Annotated in this window: 14 protein-coding genes; 5 read left to right on the top strand and 9 right to left on the bottom strand. The window is 46.6% G+C overall.

Annotation, left to right across the window (positions count from 1 at the left end; all coding sequences use genetic code 11):
• Positions 1–406: 406 nt before the first annotated feature.
• Positions 407–1,027 (top strand): L-2-amino-thiazoline-4-carboxylic acid hydrolase, encoded by a 621-nt coding sequence (locus K8S15_00280; GenBank protein ID MCD4774469.1) that lies wholly within the window; start codon positions 407–409, stop codon positions 1,025–1,027.
• 294 nt (positions 1,028–1,321) lie between these two features.
• On the opposite strand, the gene K8S15_00275 is transcribed toward K8S15_00280, so the two are convergent.
• The 9 genes from K8S15_00275 to K8S15_00235 form a co-directional block, all read right to left on the bottom strand.
• A complete protein-coding gene (locus K8S15_00275) occupies positions 1,322–3,049 on the bottom strand; it encodes a T9SS type A sorting domain-containing protein (protein MCD4774468.1) in 1,728 nt (575 codons plus the stop codon).
• 67 nt (positions 3,050–3,116) lie between these two features.
• Positions 3,117–5,138 carry an FG-GAP-like repeat-containing protein gene (locus K8S15_00270; protein MCD4774467.1) on the bottom strand — a complete coding sequence of 674 codons (2,022 nt, stop codon included), beginning with the start codon at positions 5,136–5,138 and terminating at the stop codon, positions 3,117–3,119.
• Between the two features lie 27 nt (positions 5,139–5,165).
• Complete coding sequence (locus K8S15_00265) at positions 5,166–6,599, bottom strand: aminopeptidase (protein ID MCD4774466.1); 1,434 nt, start codon at positions 6,597–6,599, stop codon at positions 5,166–5,168.
• Positions 6,600–6,687: 88 nt separating this feature from the next.
• Positions 6,688–8,166 carry a T9SS type A sorting domain-containing protein gene (locus tag K8S15_00260; GenBank protein MCD4774465.1) on the bottom strand — a complete coding sequence of 493 codons (1,479 nt, stop codon included), beginning with the start codon at positions 8,164–8,166 and terminating at the stop codon, positions 6,688–6,690.
• 296 nt (positions 8,167–8,462) lie between these two features.
• Positions 8,463–9,053 carry a T9SS type A sorting domain-containing protein gene (locus tag K8S15_00255; protein ID MCD4774464.1) on the bottom strand — a complete coding sequence of 197 codons (591 nt, stop codon included), beginning with the start codon at positions 9,051–9,053 and terminating at the stop codon, positions 8,463–8,465.
• An 81-nt stretch (positions 9,054–9,134) separates the two neighbouring features.
• Entirely contained in the window at positions 9,135–9,494 is a 360-nt protein-coding gene (locus K8S15_00250; GenBank protein ID MCD4774463.1) for a hypothetical protein, read from the bottom strand.
• A gap of 90 nt (positions 9,495–9,584) precedes the next feature.
• Positions 9,585–11,183, bottom strand: coding sequence for a hypothetical protein (locus K8S15_00245; GenBank protein ID MCD4774462.1), 1,599 nt, complete (start codon positions 11,181–11,183; stop codon positions 9,585–9,587).
• A 181-nt stretch (positions 11,184–11,364) separates the two neighbouring features.
• The gene (locus K8S15_00240) at positions 11,365–12,198 is read right to left on the bottom strand and encodes a hypothetical protein (GenBank protein ID MCD4774461.1); all 834 of its coding nucleotides are present in this window, start codon (positions 12,196–12,198) and stop codon (positions 11,365–11,367) included.
• Positions 12,199–12,298: 100 nt separating this feature from the next.
• Positions 12,299–14,170, bottom strand: coding sequence for a hypothetical protein (locus tag K8S15_00235; GenBank protein MCD4774460.1), 1,872 nt, complete (start codon positions 14,168–14,170; stop codon positions 12,299–12,301).
• Between the two features lie 47 nt (positions 14,171–14,217).
• Here K8S15_00235 and K8S15_00230 point away from each other — a divergent pair, with 47 nt between their 5' ends.
• From K8S15_00230 to K8S15_00215, 4 genes are all read left to right on the top strand, one after another.
• Positions 14,218–14,595 carry a hypothetical protein gene (locus K8S15_00230; protein MCD4774459.1) on the top strand — a complete coding sequence of 126 codons (378 nt, stop codon included), beginning with the start codon at positions 14,218–14,220 and terminating at the stop codon, positions 14,593–14,595.
• A 138-nt stretch (positions 14,596–14,733) separates the two neighbouring features.
• The gene (locus tag K8S15_00225; GenBank protein MCD4774458.1) at positions 14,734–15,330 is read left to right on the top strand and encodes a hypothetical protein; all 597 of its coding nucleotides are present in this window, start codon (positions 14,734–14,736) and stop codon (positions 15,328–15,330) included.
• Between the two features lie 253 nt (positions 15,331–15,583).
• Complete coding sequence (locus K8S15_00220) at positions 15,584–15,835, top strand: type II toxin-antitoxin system Phd/YefM family antitoxin (protein ID MCD4774457.1); 252 nt, start codon at positions 15,584–15,586, stop codon at positions 15,833–15,835.
• Positions 15,836–15,838: 3 nt separating this feature from the next.
• A complete protein-coding gene (locus K8S15_00215; protein ID MCD4774456.1) occupies positions 15,839–16,105 on the top strand; it encodes a type II toxin-antitoxin system RelE/ParE family toxin in 267 nt (88 codons plus the stop codon).
• Positions 16,106–16,510 lie beyond the last annotated feature (405 nt).

Raw genomic sequence — 16,510 nt, 5'->3', positions numbered from 1 at the left:
TGCAGAGATGATAACGGAAATGTTGTTCCCCCGGGGGTTTACTACTACAGTCTGAATATCGATTCCAGTGTATTTACGGGCAGAATGGTGAACCTGAAATAAGACTGTTAATCTAGTACACTGTCAGGCATTATCTGTCGTGTCCTGCTCGTTCTTTGATGCCCCTGCGACGTTACGGAATCAGTTACATAGCGTTGCTATGCGCCTTCTTCCGTGCCTTGCAGGAACACCAAATAACTTCGCAATCTCCCGACAACTAATACCTGACAGTGTACTGGCATCTCGGCCATGATTGTTTCTCCTTTTCTAGAATCTGAATCAATATCGAAAGACATATCTTGACAATGTTAAGATGCGATGTATCTTTACACCGTTAAGATAGTAATCACTTAAGAAAAGGAAAGAAATGCTAATAACATCTATTGAACACAAAGCGACCCCATCGACTGTATTCATTGTTTATGGAGGGCTGAAGGGATATGTAAAAAGACCATTCTGGTTTTTGGTTAGAACGGCGTTGAAAGCCTCCCGATTGAAGAGGCAATTACCCCGAAAGCTTTCGATGGATATAAAGACCCAGGTTGCAATGATTTCTTCGATGTATATCCTGCTGAAAGAGAAAGTTGATAAAGAACGAGCTTTGTCAACCGTAAAGGCTATCATGATTCCTGTGGCGATCTCGGTACAGCTTGGAAATTTTCGGTATGCTGAAACCGAGCGTTCGTTTGAGAGTTTGAAAAAGTACCACGAGATGGCTATCTCTGAGGGTCCTACAAGAACCAATATCAAGGAGACCATTGAATCGTCGCACCATAAATATCATTTCAGGGTACGAAGCTGTTTACACAAGGGTCTCTTTAAACAGCTTGGTGTTCCTGAACTTACGGAGATAATGTGTAATGTAGACAATGCCCTTTACAATATTTATTGCCCCGACGAAGTTCTGTTTCATAGAAACGGGCCTGGTAATACGATTTTCGAAGGGAATGAATATTGCGAGTTTATCTGCGAAAAGAGAACGATATGAAGATTCCAGTTATCAACGCCTGTACCGGGGAAACAAGGGTCGCGCCCGTTTCGCGTATTACGGAGCGGTAATCATGTCTCTACTTCGGGAACATTATCCTTACAGGATAGGCTTCATCCCCGGACAGGATGTATTTCTACAGGGCGAGTAACGAACGGGAAAACATCTCTTATACACGAAACACTTAGAAAACTTTCTGATTACAAACTCCGTATTTTCCGTGATCTTCCTGCTCTTTGTCCGCGCAGATAACAGAATCTGATGGAAATTGTGCTCGCTGCAGGTAACTCGTAATTATTCTGCCACAACAACACATCTCAAAGTCTCGGAGACAACGCCGGAAGAGATACGACACAGGTAAATACCCGGGTTCATACCGGATGCGTTCCAGTTAATGGAATGGAGACCGACCTGCTGTTCCTCGTTCATGAGTGTTTCGATCAGACGACCTCTCATATCGTAGATGTTTACTCTGACATTGCCTGTTTCCGAAAGGACATAGGAGAAACTGATCGATCCGCTGAACGGATTCGGAGAACAGGAGACGCCCGAGACAGCTAAACCGCTCTGTAACTCTATACCGGTATCGGGATACTCGAATACATAGGTATCCGTGCCCGTGTTGCCATCGGCGTCCGAACCGGAAATTCCTGCGGAATAACTTCCATTAATCGGAGGGGTGAAAGTTCCCTCCCAGTCCATGCCGCTTCCGGTCATTTCCACGAACAGAACGGATTCATCGGGACATACTATCCTCAACAGCGGAACACCGTTCCTCTTGATGTATTTCATGGCCTTTGGATGGTGACGCCCGTATTCGCCCTGTTCGTAAACCGCGTGAACGTTCATGTAATCGTCAGTAATGCATTTAGCGTACCTGATATCGTTGCTGACAACAAAAGCAGCTTCCTGGATAATAGAGAGATCATCGTCACTCATGGAAACACCGCCTCCGTCGAGGTTTCCGTCGATCTTCGTATAGTAGACTGAATTGGAGCCCTGACTACCTGTTCCCCAGACTATGTTCAAATTGTTCTGATCATCTATACTCATCATTGGTGACCAGACACCGCCTGAAGTAAGGAAACTCTCGTCGATGGATACGGTACCGTCCGGCAGGAGCTTCATGTATGCAAGCCTGCTGGCATTCTGCCAGATCACATGAACGTTGCCGTTGGTGTCACAGCATACCTGTGGTTTGCACAATTGATTGGACGCGTTGTAACAGATGGATGTCGGGGTCGACCACGTGCCTGTATCTCCGCCGTCGTCTGAATATGTGTACTGGATATCGTGGAGACTTTCAGACCATACAACATATATCCTGTCATCAGGAGCAACTGCGGTGCGTGCTTCATTTGTCCAGGCATTGGCCCCCACGACAATGTTGATACCGTTGATGAGTACGGTGCCGTCGGGATCCAACTTGGTAAGGATAATGTTTGTGCCGCCGTTGGTGTAGATAAGGTATGTGTTGTTGTCCGAGTCGATCGCTCCTTCTCTATCCAGGGTTGGCTGTTCTATGTAGATGTTAGGATCGGGATTATTGACGATAAGAGGATTGCTTCCCGGGCCGTTCCAGTCGAGGAACGACTCGCTTATATCGCCATTGTTCTCGAGAACATACATATCGAAATTACTGGATGGATTACAGTATTCGTAAAGCTTTACGGCGGCATAGATGGTGTTATTCGCATCCGATGTGATCCGAGTGTTGAGCCACCAGTAGTCCCAGTTTGTGTCTGACCAGATGCTCTTACCGGTAACCCATCCCTGAAACAGGTCTTCGCTCGATGTAACGTTGATGGTTACTTCGGTGCCGTTTTCAGTATGGTTTACAGTGAAGGTTGGTGATTTCTGATCAAGCGTTGCGGGAGGATAAACGGGATATTCAGCAGTGTTCCCGGAAACATCGCGGGAACCGACGCATTCATACAAAGCCGGATCACTATGAAGCGCGAATAACGGGAGAGTGAGGACTAATGTGATGATCAAATTAATACTTGTTCGTTTTGCTGACAATTCAGTACCACCTTTCTGTTTACTTCGTTTGTACTGTTCATAAATCTTCCACTTATCGCAATTTTTTCTACATGGAATGCAAAAGTGTTACTTTCTTTATTTCGCCATAGCAGCTTCCCACTCTCAATCGATAGAAGTAAATTCCCGGAGTAGAATTTCTCCCCAAATCATCAGTTGCGTCCCAGATAATCGAATAATCTCCTGCGGGGTGGATTTCATTAAACAGGGTTTTCACTCTCCGCCCATTCAGGTCGTAGATGCTTAATTCTGCGTTTCCGGCTAGCTCAATGGGCACCGAGAAGCTGATCGTAGTATTTGCGCTGAAGGGATTCGGGAAGGAGGATATGTTGAACGATCCGTATTGTTCATAGGCAGTTGCGGCAATACCTGTCTGGGTAGTTGCTTCAACGCTGAGCCTGGACTCAGTGCAAGCCATGATTACAGCAGATATGCAATAAAAGTGATCAATTGTTCCTGAAGCATCAGAATAGAGTGTATCTGTAACCACTGTACCGTTGATTTTGGTATAGGGTCCACCTGAGATATCGCTTCTGTAGATGTTGTAACCGGCGATATCCAGTTCTGTATTGGCGTTCCAGGTCAGATGGTTTGCAGCCCCTGAGTTAAAGACAACAGGATTCAACGGAGCAAGCGGATGCATCCAGCCGGTATTCCAGTTATCGTGGAAATACGTTCCCCATTCAGTCAGATATGGCCTGTAAGGAACATTTTCAATAGTCCACAGGTTCACCGTTCCGTTGCCGGTCATAAATGCTATTTCGATATCCCCATCATCGTCCACATCACCTACGGCGGCGCTGTTCACATAAGATGGTGCATTGATCGATATCGGCCAGTCTTCGACCGCTGAACCGTCACCGTTGAATGCGTACAAAAAACCATTTGCACCGGGCCAGTTCTCACCAAAGACGACTTCTCTGAAACCGTCACCGTCAACATCGAATACTATGGGTGAGCATTCCAGGGCGCTCAGTGCTGATACAGGCCAGCCCGAAACGATCGCACCTGTGTGATGTCTGGCCTGCAGATCAAAGGTATGACCGCCGCCGAATATCTCCAGGTCATCGTCATTATCGATATCGCCAACCACAGGGGTGATGTAGGTATGTGGCCCGGGATAATTAAATGGCCAGTTATTGAAATTCGTTCCGTCATGATGATAGATGGCAACATGATTTTGAGAGGGTACACTCCATTGATCATAATGAGCATGAAGGATTTCCAGGTCTCCGTCATCATCAAGATCAGCGAGTACAGGTTGAGCGTAGCTTGTCGCTCCTGCAACATCTATAAGGGGCCAGCCCGGTTCCGGATTGCCATCCTTATCCCAGAGGTATATGGAATTGTACGAAACCGCGCATATCTCAACCACTCCGTCGTTATCAACATCCGCTACCGAAGGCGTTGCGACTGAGCCTATCGATTGGGGCCAGCCGGGATATATCGTTCCGTCGTGGTTGTAAATACAGACATCGCCTTTTCCGAGTATTATCTCAAGATCACCATCACCGTCCACATCGAAAATAACAGGTGCCCTCAGGTGTCCAGCTAAATTGGCAGCCCGTGGCCATCCGGGAACCGGAGTTCCATCACTATGCCAGACATACAGAGTACATGGTACACCAACGGCAACTATTTCCAGCCCTGGATAATCAGAGTCAATATCTCCGACAGCTACTTTGGATCGTATTTGTTCAAGTCCTGTCTTTGGCCATCCGGGAATATCGTTACCCTGATAGTCAAAAACATGAACAGAACCATTTGAGGAGGTGGCGATAATTTCGAGAAAGCCATCGCCAAAGATATCAGCGAGACACACACCGGATGGAGGATAATACTGAGTCATTCCGATACTCTGGGGCCAGTTAGGCATCGGTACCGGTGCGGTTAACGGACCTGGAACAGGAGATTCCAGATCGAGGTAATTATCAGAATAGGAAGAACATATTCCACGGGCTGGATGATGAGCATCGGGAGAAACTGAAGCGTGAGTATCAGTGATCAATACAAACAACATCACAGACAGCAAAGTTGATGCTTTCAGCAAAATGATGCGATAGGATTTCATGGCAACTCCTTCTTCTCGTAGCGCATATTATATGTCAAAAATACCATTATCTAATATAATTTTGTCGTTACAGGTTATCTTAGGTTTCTCAGTAATGATATCCCAGCCTGTGTACCCCGTGATATTCCCTCCAACAGCTCGATTGTCCCCGAATGAAAGGTGAAAACTACCGAATATCTTGGTATCGAGTTTTGGGATGTATGACAACGATCCGGCCGCGGGATTCAGCCCGAAGCCGACCTGACTTACGGTCTTTTCCTGAAGGTCAGCTGTTCTGAAGTACTCCTCCAGCCGCTTATCGTCACTTTCAACCCGGCATTCTGTAACCAAACCGTTTTTAATTTTCAGGTTAATTCCCTTTGATTCCGCATTATCCAGCTCACAGTAGTCCATGTATATGCTTCCTGAAAATCCTGACGAAACGGGAACGAACGTAATCTCCCCGGACGGAATGCAGAACACATTGCTGGTTTTCGATAAAGAGAATGGCCCCGCATCTATTATGAATTTTTCACGATCTACTGAAACAGGCAGCACATTGTCCTGGCCGGTGTGAATACTGAAATTCGTGAAGTTACGTATTCTGTCTGCAAGATCCCGGGCATTATTGAGTTCGTCAGCGCTAGCTGAAGCAGCTTTCCAGAACATGGTCAATTTTTCAAGTGCGTCAGGATCAGTGTGGAATCTTTCTTCGAATCTCGGTATGGATATGATAACAGCTCTCATGCCCGGCTTCTCATTGATGCCTAATAGAGCTTGCCTCCGCGTTTCCGTGAAGAATTCAAGCCTTTTTTTCGAAACTCCATCTTTATCTGAAATCGCAGATCTCTTGATGTCTATCCATACATCTGCCCAGTCCACGGTTTCAGCAAGGTCTTTGTAATAAATTATTACTTCCTTCTCAGGTAGATTCATCAGTATTTCTCTCTCGAGGATAGGATCCCTGACCAGTGTCCTGTAATGTGCTCCAATACGACGCAGATGTATTAGAATTTTTAAATAGATACCTATGTTCTGTTCCTCGAAAGATACAACCACCCGCTCTTCAGGCTGAATCGCCAGATAGTCAGTAAGAACGACTCTCGCAAACTCGTTGAGATCGAGATCAAGATCACGCTTCAGGAAGTATTCGATATACGAGTTATTCAGACTTGTGTTCATCCCGCTTTCCGGTTCATCCGTTTCACCAAGCCCTGCTGATAAAAGAAAATTCTGAGCTACCGCACAGTAGAACTTCTCTCGGTTTCCACGTACCGGTTTGTGTGCTATCTGTCTTGCGAAACCGTAGTATTCCAGTTTTTTCAGGTAATAGATCACCCTTGGTGTTTTCATACCCAGCTTCTCTGCCAGCTGAACACCCGACTGCGGCGCTTTCTGAAGTTCTTTCAGTATCCGAAATGCGTTCCTGTTGCTAAGCAGTTGAAGTTTGCTGAAATCCGATACTATATCGAGTCCTTTCAATTATCATCTCCTTTTTTGTCCCCAACACTACAAGAGCGCAACCGGCTTGTTCGCCATCCCGGACGAACTTGCCGGTTGCTGCAAACCTTTACTTGATAACAGCAATCCTTACTGCTGCGTGAATATCACCACACGATGCCCTTACTATATAAGTGCCGTTAGCAATGGTCTGCGGCACTGTCCACATGAAACTTCGTGTTCCTTCTGCAAGTTGACCGCTGTAAATGACATCAACACACCTTCCATGAATATCGTAAACAGATACATAGGCAGGCCCGGAGGCTATCGTATGCAGATCAAACGACATGTGAGAATACACCGGATTCGGTGTCACCGGAGAAATAGAGAATCTGGAAGGCATGCTTTGCGCATATTCTGATTCGCCGACAGCGGTACAATCCTGTGCGAGCCGGATAAGCCAGACGGATGAGGAATTGCCGAGTGACGTGGTCTTGCCGGCAAGAACGTACCCGCCGTCAAAGGTCAGATCCATACCGTTGAGTTGCTCTGTTCCGGAACCTCCGTATATCTGGCTCCACAGGCTGTCACCGTTGGCATCGGTTCTGATTATCCAGAAATCACCGTTGGTGTCTCCGAACGATTTGGTATACCCGCCCAGAAGGTAACCGCCATCCGGAAGCTGCTCGATACAGGTACCGTTGTCATAGTTACTCCCACCATAAGTACGGGACCAGAGGAGATTGCCGGAGGCATCGATCTTCAGCATATAGTAATCCGTCTGACCGGCACCGGATGACATGGTGTACCCGTTGACAATGAATCCACTGTCCGCTGTGCATTGAACTTCCAAAGCTGAATCCCATCCGCCACCGCCGAAGGTCTTGTTCCAGAGCATGTCCCCGTCTGCATTGGTTCGAACCAGCCAGACATCCCAGCTGCCCGCGCCCGATGACGCTGTTCTTCCTGCAACGATAAATCCTCCACCCGGGACCGCTGCAACCGACCAGGCCAGATCGTCGCCCGAGCCACCATAGGTTTTTGTCCAGAGAGTGTCGCCGCTGGAATCCGTCCGTATCAGGTAAAAGTCTTTGTCGCCTGCGCCGTAAGAGTAAGTATATCCGGCTATAGCGAATCCCTGATCCTCTGTTATCACCACAGTCTCTCCCTCATCTTTCAGGGAGCCGCCGTATGTTTTTGTCCAGAGAGTATCCCCGTTGCAATCGGTTCGGACCAGGTAGACATTTAACCCGTCACCACCAGTATTCTCTTCGCTGCTGCCGGTAATGATAAAGCCTCCATCTTCGGTAATCTGAATCGAATATCCTCTATCGCTGTACTCCGGTCCGATGACCTTGTACCAGAGCATATCTCCATCGCCATTTGTTTTTACCAGATACATCTGAAGATATATTGAACCGCTAATGTAGGAATTAGACAAACCGGCAGTAATGAAACCACCATCGTCTGTAGATTTAACATCATATGCATAATCCCAGAGCCATCCTCCGTAACCATTGGTCCAGAGCGTGTCGGGTGACTGACTGTACACTAAACCGGTAATGAACAGCACTGCGATGATCCAGATACCTATCCCGGATTTCGTCATATTTCAAACTCCTTTCATATACGAACCCATTAGTAATTAACTATTTTGTTTATGAGTATCAGGAAATCTTCCATTCCGCTGATTTTCTATTTTTCTTATTCAGATTATTTTGAATTAGAATAATACGGGAATTTATTCGTGTCAAGTCACATGTGTTACTGCACCGAATATAAGTGCGCGAATGACATCAACCCGTTTGTGGCACACCGGTTACTGATTGGTGTTTTTGCGAATATAGCCAGTCACAGATAATCCCCGGATTAATATCCGGGGATTACTCACAGAACTGTTCGGATTCAGAGTTTTACAAGTTTCAGTGAAGTATTTACAGATCCATCATTCCTGACATTCACGATATATGAACCCGCGGGAACAGTGTTACCGTACTCATCTGTGCCACCCCACGTAAAGGAACCTCCGAAAATCGATGTGAGAACTGTTCTTCCGGTGATATCGAATATTCTGAGTTCAACATCATCTGACAGGCCTGTACACAGTATAACAACCGAAGATTCAAAAGGGTTTGAGTTTGAAGTAAGAGAAATCCCGTCAATGGTATCTCCCGATTCGATACCCTCGGGTGAGAGGTTGATCCTGTAGATTTCGTCAGTATAGATATTACTGGCCCAGAGATACCTGTCACTTTCAAAACAGAGGCCGTGCGCAGCTGGAACAACCGAATTCCAGATGCAACTTGTGAGAACACCAGCTGTACTGAAAGCCTTTATCGGAGAATCGGAATTATCGCAGGCGTACCAGATGTCTCCGGTGCCATCTACACTCTCGTACGCGATATCGTAGAACGATGGAAGACCGATAGGCTGAAATAGATAGGGTCCGGATTGAAGATAGCCTGAAGTACTGTATCTCTCAACGGTTTCTTTCATTGTTTGCGTATCTATTCCTGCACCGAATACATGACTGCTGCTGGATGCGAGACCAGAAACCTTCTGGTCCAGATCGCTTCCTCAACAGTCAAGGTCGAAGGATGATAAGTAAGTCCCGCTGGAAGAATACCTGTAGCAGTAAGCACTTGTGTAATTTGGAGCAATGGCGGCAGCAATGAAGATGTAACTACTGCAGCAAGTAAGGCCAGTAGGCGTACGAGAACCTACCTGTGAGCATAACCAGGAATCTACTACATCTCCATTGGAGGGATTCAGCTTGTAGATGTAATTGGAATTCTGGTCAACAGCCCATAGATGTCCCTCTCCGAAACCAAGACCGGTTATATCACCGTCCGGAGCGGTCAGGGTAAGGTCGATTACAGGGTCTGAAAAGCACGCAGGTACTGTGATAATTAACAAAAGAACTGTAACAAATTTCATATATCCCACCTTTCCAATAGGGATTCTATTATCACAGCTTCTTCAAGTCAAGAAAACCCATTTTCCTATTGTTCAGAGTCTTTCAGATTTCTAAAGAGATGCCCAGAGACCGGGGTCTACAGGAAGATTTTCAATGACTTCTTCATTTACCTGAGGTTCGTATTTAGATTCAAGCCGCTGCATCAATGCGATGGTTGCCTCTTCTTCAAGTCTGGCGCGGACCATCAGTTCGAGAGGAGTTCTGGCCTCCTCCAGAAGGGCTTCCCTCTCCGGTATTACATCGATCAATCTGAAGAGAACGTATCCTGTGCTTTCAGTCAATTCAAATGGCCCCGTCCAGCTTGTTGTGTCAGATCGATCGATAAGGAACACCTCTCTGCCAAAGCCACCCGGAATATCGCTCATTCTCAAAAACCTGGTAATCTGCGGGTGGGCTGAATCTGCCGCAAGATATGCAAGTCCATTAAGCGTGGATACATGATCATCAATGTTTCCATCGCCAATGGCGGCCCGATAATCCTCCAATTGATCGGGAGGTATAATGACAGTCTGCAGTGAACGCATCTCCTCTATAATGAAAGGTTCTTCGAGATTGATAAACTCTTCCTCGATATCAGACTCGGAAACGGTAACTTCTGAAGAAACCATGTCATCATAGTATTTCTCAGATGCCAGATCGAACAAATAGGATTCAGCTTCGGCTCGAAGTAAATCCACCAGCAGGGGTGCCGCCCGCTGCAGCGTATCCGAGAGAAATGAACCGAAGGAAAGGTTCTCGATGAAATAGAACTGCCATGTCAAGGACGTTGGCTGCACATACGTTCTCGATTCAAGATAGTCTATTCTATCCCTAACCATTTCTGCGCTCCAGTTGCCCAGGTCAGACTCGACAACGATTTCTTCGATCAGTTCTCCATTACCCGAATAGAAATCAACAAGCCTGTTCAGGGCGGCGGTATCCACTGAGATCGAGTACTCCTCTACCATGGAATTCCTGATCCCGTTCATCCAGCGAGTGTTTCTGCCATTAGCAATACGGTTGGTTGCCATCCGATTACAGGCTGCGGTGTCTGCGAGTGCCTCGGAAATAAGAACAGCGTCCGTTACTTCAACTGAATCGAGTCTAGCTATGATTCCGGATTGACTGCTGCCGGCCTGCCCGATGGACAATGTGTCAAGATGAAGGGCAAGCTCAAAAGTGAGCTCAGGCAGGTGGTCAGGTCCGTGTGAGACCGATGAATCGGTACCCGGATTGAGTGTGTACCAGACGGCTTTACCGATGTGATTTCTGTAAAACTGAAGATCGGATACGGTAACCGCAGTTTCAGCAACAGATAAGAAATACTCATGGGCTTTCTCTACTGTAATGAACATGAGCCACGAATCACCACGGGATACGAAACCAGAATCTGATAAATAACCTTCGGATTCAAGTTCCGCCTGAAGGATAAGTTTTCTTGTATAAGTCAGTATGTACTGCCCGACCGGGTCAGCATTTCCTGTAAAATACTCCCGCTGCTCCTGATCCAATCCGTTCCATGCGTCCCCGATCTCAGAGACCGTTACAGTGTCTGCTCCAACGATAATGAGCCAGGTATCTCCGTTCGCAGCGGAAGAACCGAAACATCCCGAGATAAGAGATAACAGCACTCCTGCAGTTACTGTGATTACTGTCAAAAGTGTTTTCAAGAGAAGCCTCCCTTTTTATTCACACAAAAACGAAACTCAGTGATGCTTCGTTATTGATGGATCATACTGATTTTATGAACAGGATTGAAATATACAATTCTGCAGGCATTCAACATAGTGGCTAATTAAAAAGGGAAGGGGCAGAAGCCCCTTCCCATCAGGACAAGTTTGTATACAAGACCTAGAATACAGTCTTGATGGATCCCCAGGTGTCTCTTTCGAGAGATACAGCGGTCTCCCAGCAATAGACCATGTTATTAGGAGTATCATCCTGGGAAAGAACCCATAACTTATCGACATCTACGGTGTAGTCAGCCATTGTGCATCCACCTGAAACTGCGGATTCAGGAAGGAGACAATAGCTAGTAAGGAGAGCGCCTGAAGCATCAATCTGATAGAGCATGCCGTCAGAGGAAGCTGTTGAAGCCCACATGCAGTTGCCGCCGGCATCCCATGCTAATCCGTACAGTCCGCCGTTAGCGACTGCGGTGGACCATACTGTTGAGGAAGCGGTGCTGCCGGAGACACCGTCCCAGGTTACCTGGTAGATAGTTTCGGAGAAACTGCCTGTGTAGAAATAGGTGCCGTCCCAGCCCTGGGCTCTGTTAGGACTGCACGCATTGCAGAAGTACCAGCCAGCATGTGCGTATGAAGCGTCGTAGTAATCTACCTGATTGCTCTCACTGCCGTACATGTAGGTGCCGTCCCAGCAAAGGTCACGCAGACCCCAGCCGGAAGTCATGAACTGATCAAACGAGGTGATCAGGGTATGAGGAGAGACGCCACTGATGATAAGTATATCAAGGTTGACGCCAGCATCGGTCACCCAGAAGTTGGTGCCGTCAAAGCCAACACCAACAGCACTGCCGCAGCCTCCGAGAGAATTGATATCGAAGCTGTCAAGCTGAGTAAGGTCAGCTTCGGCTGCTCCCGGTGTACCCGGATTAGGGCTTATATCTGTATTGGACGCAAGTGCAACACCTGCTATACAGATAAGTATAAACATAAAACGCATATTTTGTCCTCCTTAGTTTGTTCAAGAATTCCTATCAATATTATAACTACTATATTAGAAACAGTTGTCAATACTGGTTTTGTGATTAGCTACAAAATCATCATTCAACCAAGAGATTCTGGAGTTCACAGTTCAGTCTATCAAAATCGATCAGAATAGCCATATTGCGGATACGAAGCAGGACAGCCTCGAACCCAGGAATGGTAACCCCTCCATCCCGGTGTACACTAAGAAGGGTTTTACCTGCTGCTATAAGCATTCTTTCGGTAAGAGCTCTTTCGGATTCAGGGAGTGCCTCCGTTATAGTGACCAGTCTGTCGGCCCGGGTAACAGCTATTTCCGCTGTTTCCTGTGTTGGCGGGAGTACCATATCGCAGCAGGCTTCTCCTATCATGATAAGATCGTGAACATCATCGGGAGGAAATGCTGCTGCGTTCAATGCAAGAATACACCGCTCGGGAAGGGTTATGGGAGCAACCCTGAGAGCATTCAGGTATGAATCGGCGGCATCACGGTCTCTCCCGGATGCTGTTTCGGTCATCGCCTGAAGCACCCATCCTTTCCAGTATGAAGGATAGATGCTGTTGAACTTCACGGCAGCATTCCCGGCTGCAAGTATCATTCCGTCATCAAGATAAGCCTGGGCCAGGAAAAGCCAGGTTCTCTCTTCGAACGGTATCCATGAAGATGCCCTCTCGAGTATCACCGAGGTGCTGTTAGGTGATCCGGTGCCGGACAGACCAAGCACTCTACCACGTTCCAGAAGACTGTAGCCCCTGATAATTATCATGCTCCAGAAAAGAGCTGCAGCCAGTAAAATAAGCAGTGCGGGTAATGGGATACGGATCGTTCTGTCTTTGGATGGTCTGCTGAGGATAACACCGATACAGAGAGCGACAGGAAGAGCTCCAAGGGGAGTTGCCAGCGGCAGATCAGCTGCCAGAAAAGGAAATATGCAGAGAAGAAGGGCGCCCTCGATAGTTGCAAAGTGTTTCTTTCGTATGATCAGCCATCCCGCAAGAAAGATAAGAAGAAAACCGCCAAGTCCCCATTCCACTAAAGGTGTAAGGATATCGGAATGAAGGTGGTCTATCCTTTTCTCAGGATCTCCCGCAAGTATCTGCACGCTCTCGCCGGCATCCTGGATAAGGGTCAGACGTGACTGACCGGAACCGGTTCCCATCGGTAAGTTCCGCATCAGCTGACCAGCTCCCGCCTGCCATGTGCGGCATCTGATTTCGAGAGAGGGAGCAATGCTGCGAGTGATATCGGGAGATGCCGTTACAATGATCTGCCCTGTGAAAAGAACCCCTAGAACGATTTCAGGACGAAGTTCCTTCAGCAGGTTACAGGAAAACCAGAGCAGTGCCAGAATTACAGCTATCCATGCAAGAACAAAATTTGTTAGAACGAGAGCAGTGCCTGTAAGAATCGCTGCGGGAATCCTTATCCAGGGTCTTCTGAATCCAGCGCCTGTTACAGCTGTTACAAATCCGACAGCCAGGAGAGCTCCAGGTCTGTTGGTATTTCCCCATATACTATTATTATGAACAATTATTTCGATAACTGCGGCTATTATCGATGCGCTCATCAGTGAAACCCAGATCGATCGGGAACCGACAGATCTTGCTATCCCCGCCGCTCCGGCAATGATCAGCCCGAAGGAGATCCACTTCACGGCTGGAAGTATTCCCTGTATCGGTATGGAAGCCGTAAGCATTCCAATCATAGGCAGGAAAGAAAGCATCGCTGCGGCGACCATTGCCCAGACAGGAATGCATTTTCTACCTGTGAACAGGACAAGCAGAGCGCAGACCGGGTAGACCGCGAGACGGGATGTAAGAGTCGAGTCGAACAATCCTGGAAAAACTGACAGCATAGCAAGCAGAAGAGCTGCAGTTACAGGTGCTACTCCGTGTACTACGGCTGTGTTATCGGAGCGAATTGCACAGTTTGCATTCTCTTCCCGCATTGAGTGGAGTCCGATCTAAAATATTTGTAACTTCCGGTCGTAATTGCATGCACGATATTTACACTCCCGAGTGGAGTCAATCCCGTAATTTTTCACAGGAGATCTATCCGTCAGAGCCACGGGCACTTTCAATATCGAACCCGCACGTTGCTAGATTACTCGAACGTACTCTCGACAGACGTATCCTGAAACACCTTGAAGTAGATGCCATCAGGGGTATCGCTGTCATATTCGCCTACGCCCACATAAGGACCGAGTCTCAAGAGATACAGGTCAGGCCAGCCGGCACCGGGAGTTGTATACTCCCCGGCGACGATGAATCCGCCATCGGAAGTGAGGTCAATAGATCGCCCCTTGTCGGCGCTCCCTCCCCCGTAGGTTATCTGAAATACGGAGTCACCGGTATCGTCCGTTCTAATCAGTAAAACATCCGATCCACCGCCGCCGAACGACCATGTAAATCCTGTAATTACGAAATCTCCCTGTATTAATCTTAATACGATCTTAACAACAGCTCTTCATTATTGTACTACAGTTTGTGAATACAACTTTGGGAGACATGAATGAATCCGGAATTGCGCATAAGGAATTGCTGTTGGCTATCAGTAATACTGGCTGTTCCATTCTTCCTGCTGGGCAGCATTCTGGTGGTACAAAGCATTCTACTTCCTGACAAGCTTATTCAATTTTTTCTAAATGGTAACTTTATCGCGGGAGTACTGCTTGTCTCAGTGCCTTTGCTGGTAATCGTTACTCTGTCCGTGAGCTTAAGAAAAGCACATAAAATGACAAGCAGACTCATGAATACTGGCTTGATCGGTGTCGCCAGATTTGTTTCGATTTATGAAACAACGAGAATGACAGGAGACGAACCTATCATGCGGATAGAACTGGAGATAACCACAAATGATCATGATCCCTACAGTATGCTATATATAGAAAACGCGAACCTGATAAAGCCCGGTGTCCTTTATCCCGGAAACAGATTCAGAGTTATGGTTGATCCAAACGAAAAGGAAAATATACTGATAGACTGGACACAGCAGAATTTGTTGAATCCCGATCATGGACACGAGGAAACCAGTGATTTGAGTAAAATGATAACTCCGTCTCCTGACGGTACAGAAGTTTCAGAGTGTATACCCATTCTATCCACGTGATCTATTCACTGTATAAAGTAATACAGTAACAAGCGGTTGCTTTCGCTCTCTGTATACAGTTCCCTCCGTGACAATATTGGTGAGACAATTCCCCTACCAGTAATTAGTCGTTCCCGGGACCGGACGTCACTTGTGACACTTACATCTATTCAAGGAAGCTAATCTCTTGAAGTTGTAAAGTAACAGATTACGAGACTTGACAACGATTTGTACATAAGGTACAATACGTACAGATAATGAAAGGAAGGAACATATGCCTGAAACTATTTCGACTGCTGATGCAAGAATGAATTTTTCAGATATCATCAACAAGGTTGCTTACGGTAATGAACCAATCGTATTGACTCGAAGAGGTAAGAGCATCGCTGCACTTGTTTCCATTGCTGAACTTGAACTGCTTCAAAGGATTGAAGATCATCTGGATATTGAAGATGCTAACGCAGCTTTAGCTGAGCCTGGCGAGAATATTTCAGCTGAAGAAGTGTGGAAATCCCTGGGTTTCTGATCAGTGACGTATTCCATTGAATTCAGACCTGCTGCTCTGAAAAATCTTAAACGCTTTCCAAAACGTGACTTAGTTCGAATCAAGAAGAGAATTGAGGAGCTTAGTAACAATCTACATGACCCGAAAACAACCAAAATGAGAGGGAAGAATTCTTATCATAGAGTTCGCTCTGGAGATTATCGTATTATCTATGAAATACAAGCACGTAGATTGATCATTCTTATCGTTAAGGTTGGTCATCGCAGGGATGTTTATAGAAATCTCAAATAGGATTTTGAACTTTTGCCCGTTGGGGTCGCCATTAAGGAAACACTACTCCCTTCAGGGGGAAGTACATCCGTATACCGAGTTTCCAGTTCATATCTGACGGAAAGGATGTTTGACTGCGGGTATTTCATATCGTATGGTCAGTTTCAGACGGGGAAATGGTGACATCTGCAAACGGATAAGCTGTTTTTGCGGTAGCTAATAAGATTGAGGAAAATCCACTTTCCTATAATTAAGAAGGAACGCCGGGATCGTGAGCCGGAGTTATGCGTCATTCGGTACAAATCCATAAAACATTGATATAGATTAACATACGAAAGTTATTTGACTTCTGCGATCGCGAAGGGTTATGATTAGTCAAAACTCAATCGGTGTAGGGAGGCATCATGTTAGCATCAATTTTACTGC

This window comes from Candidatus Aegiribacteria sp. (genome assembly GCA_021108005.1).
GTDB lineage: Bacteria > Fermentibacterota > Fermentibacteria > Fermentibacterales > JCC-6 > Aegiribacteria.
Note: the sequence above shows the minus strand (reverse complement) of the source record. Positions and strands in the feature narration are given on the sequence as shown.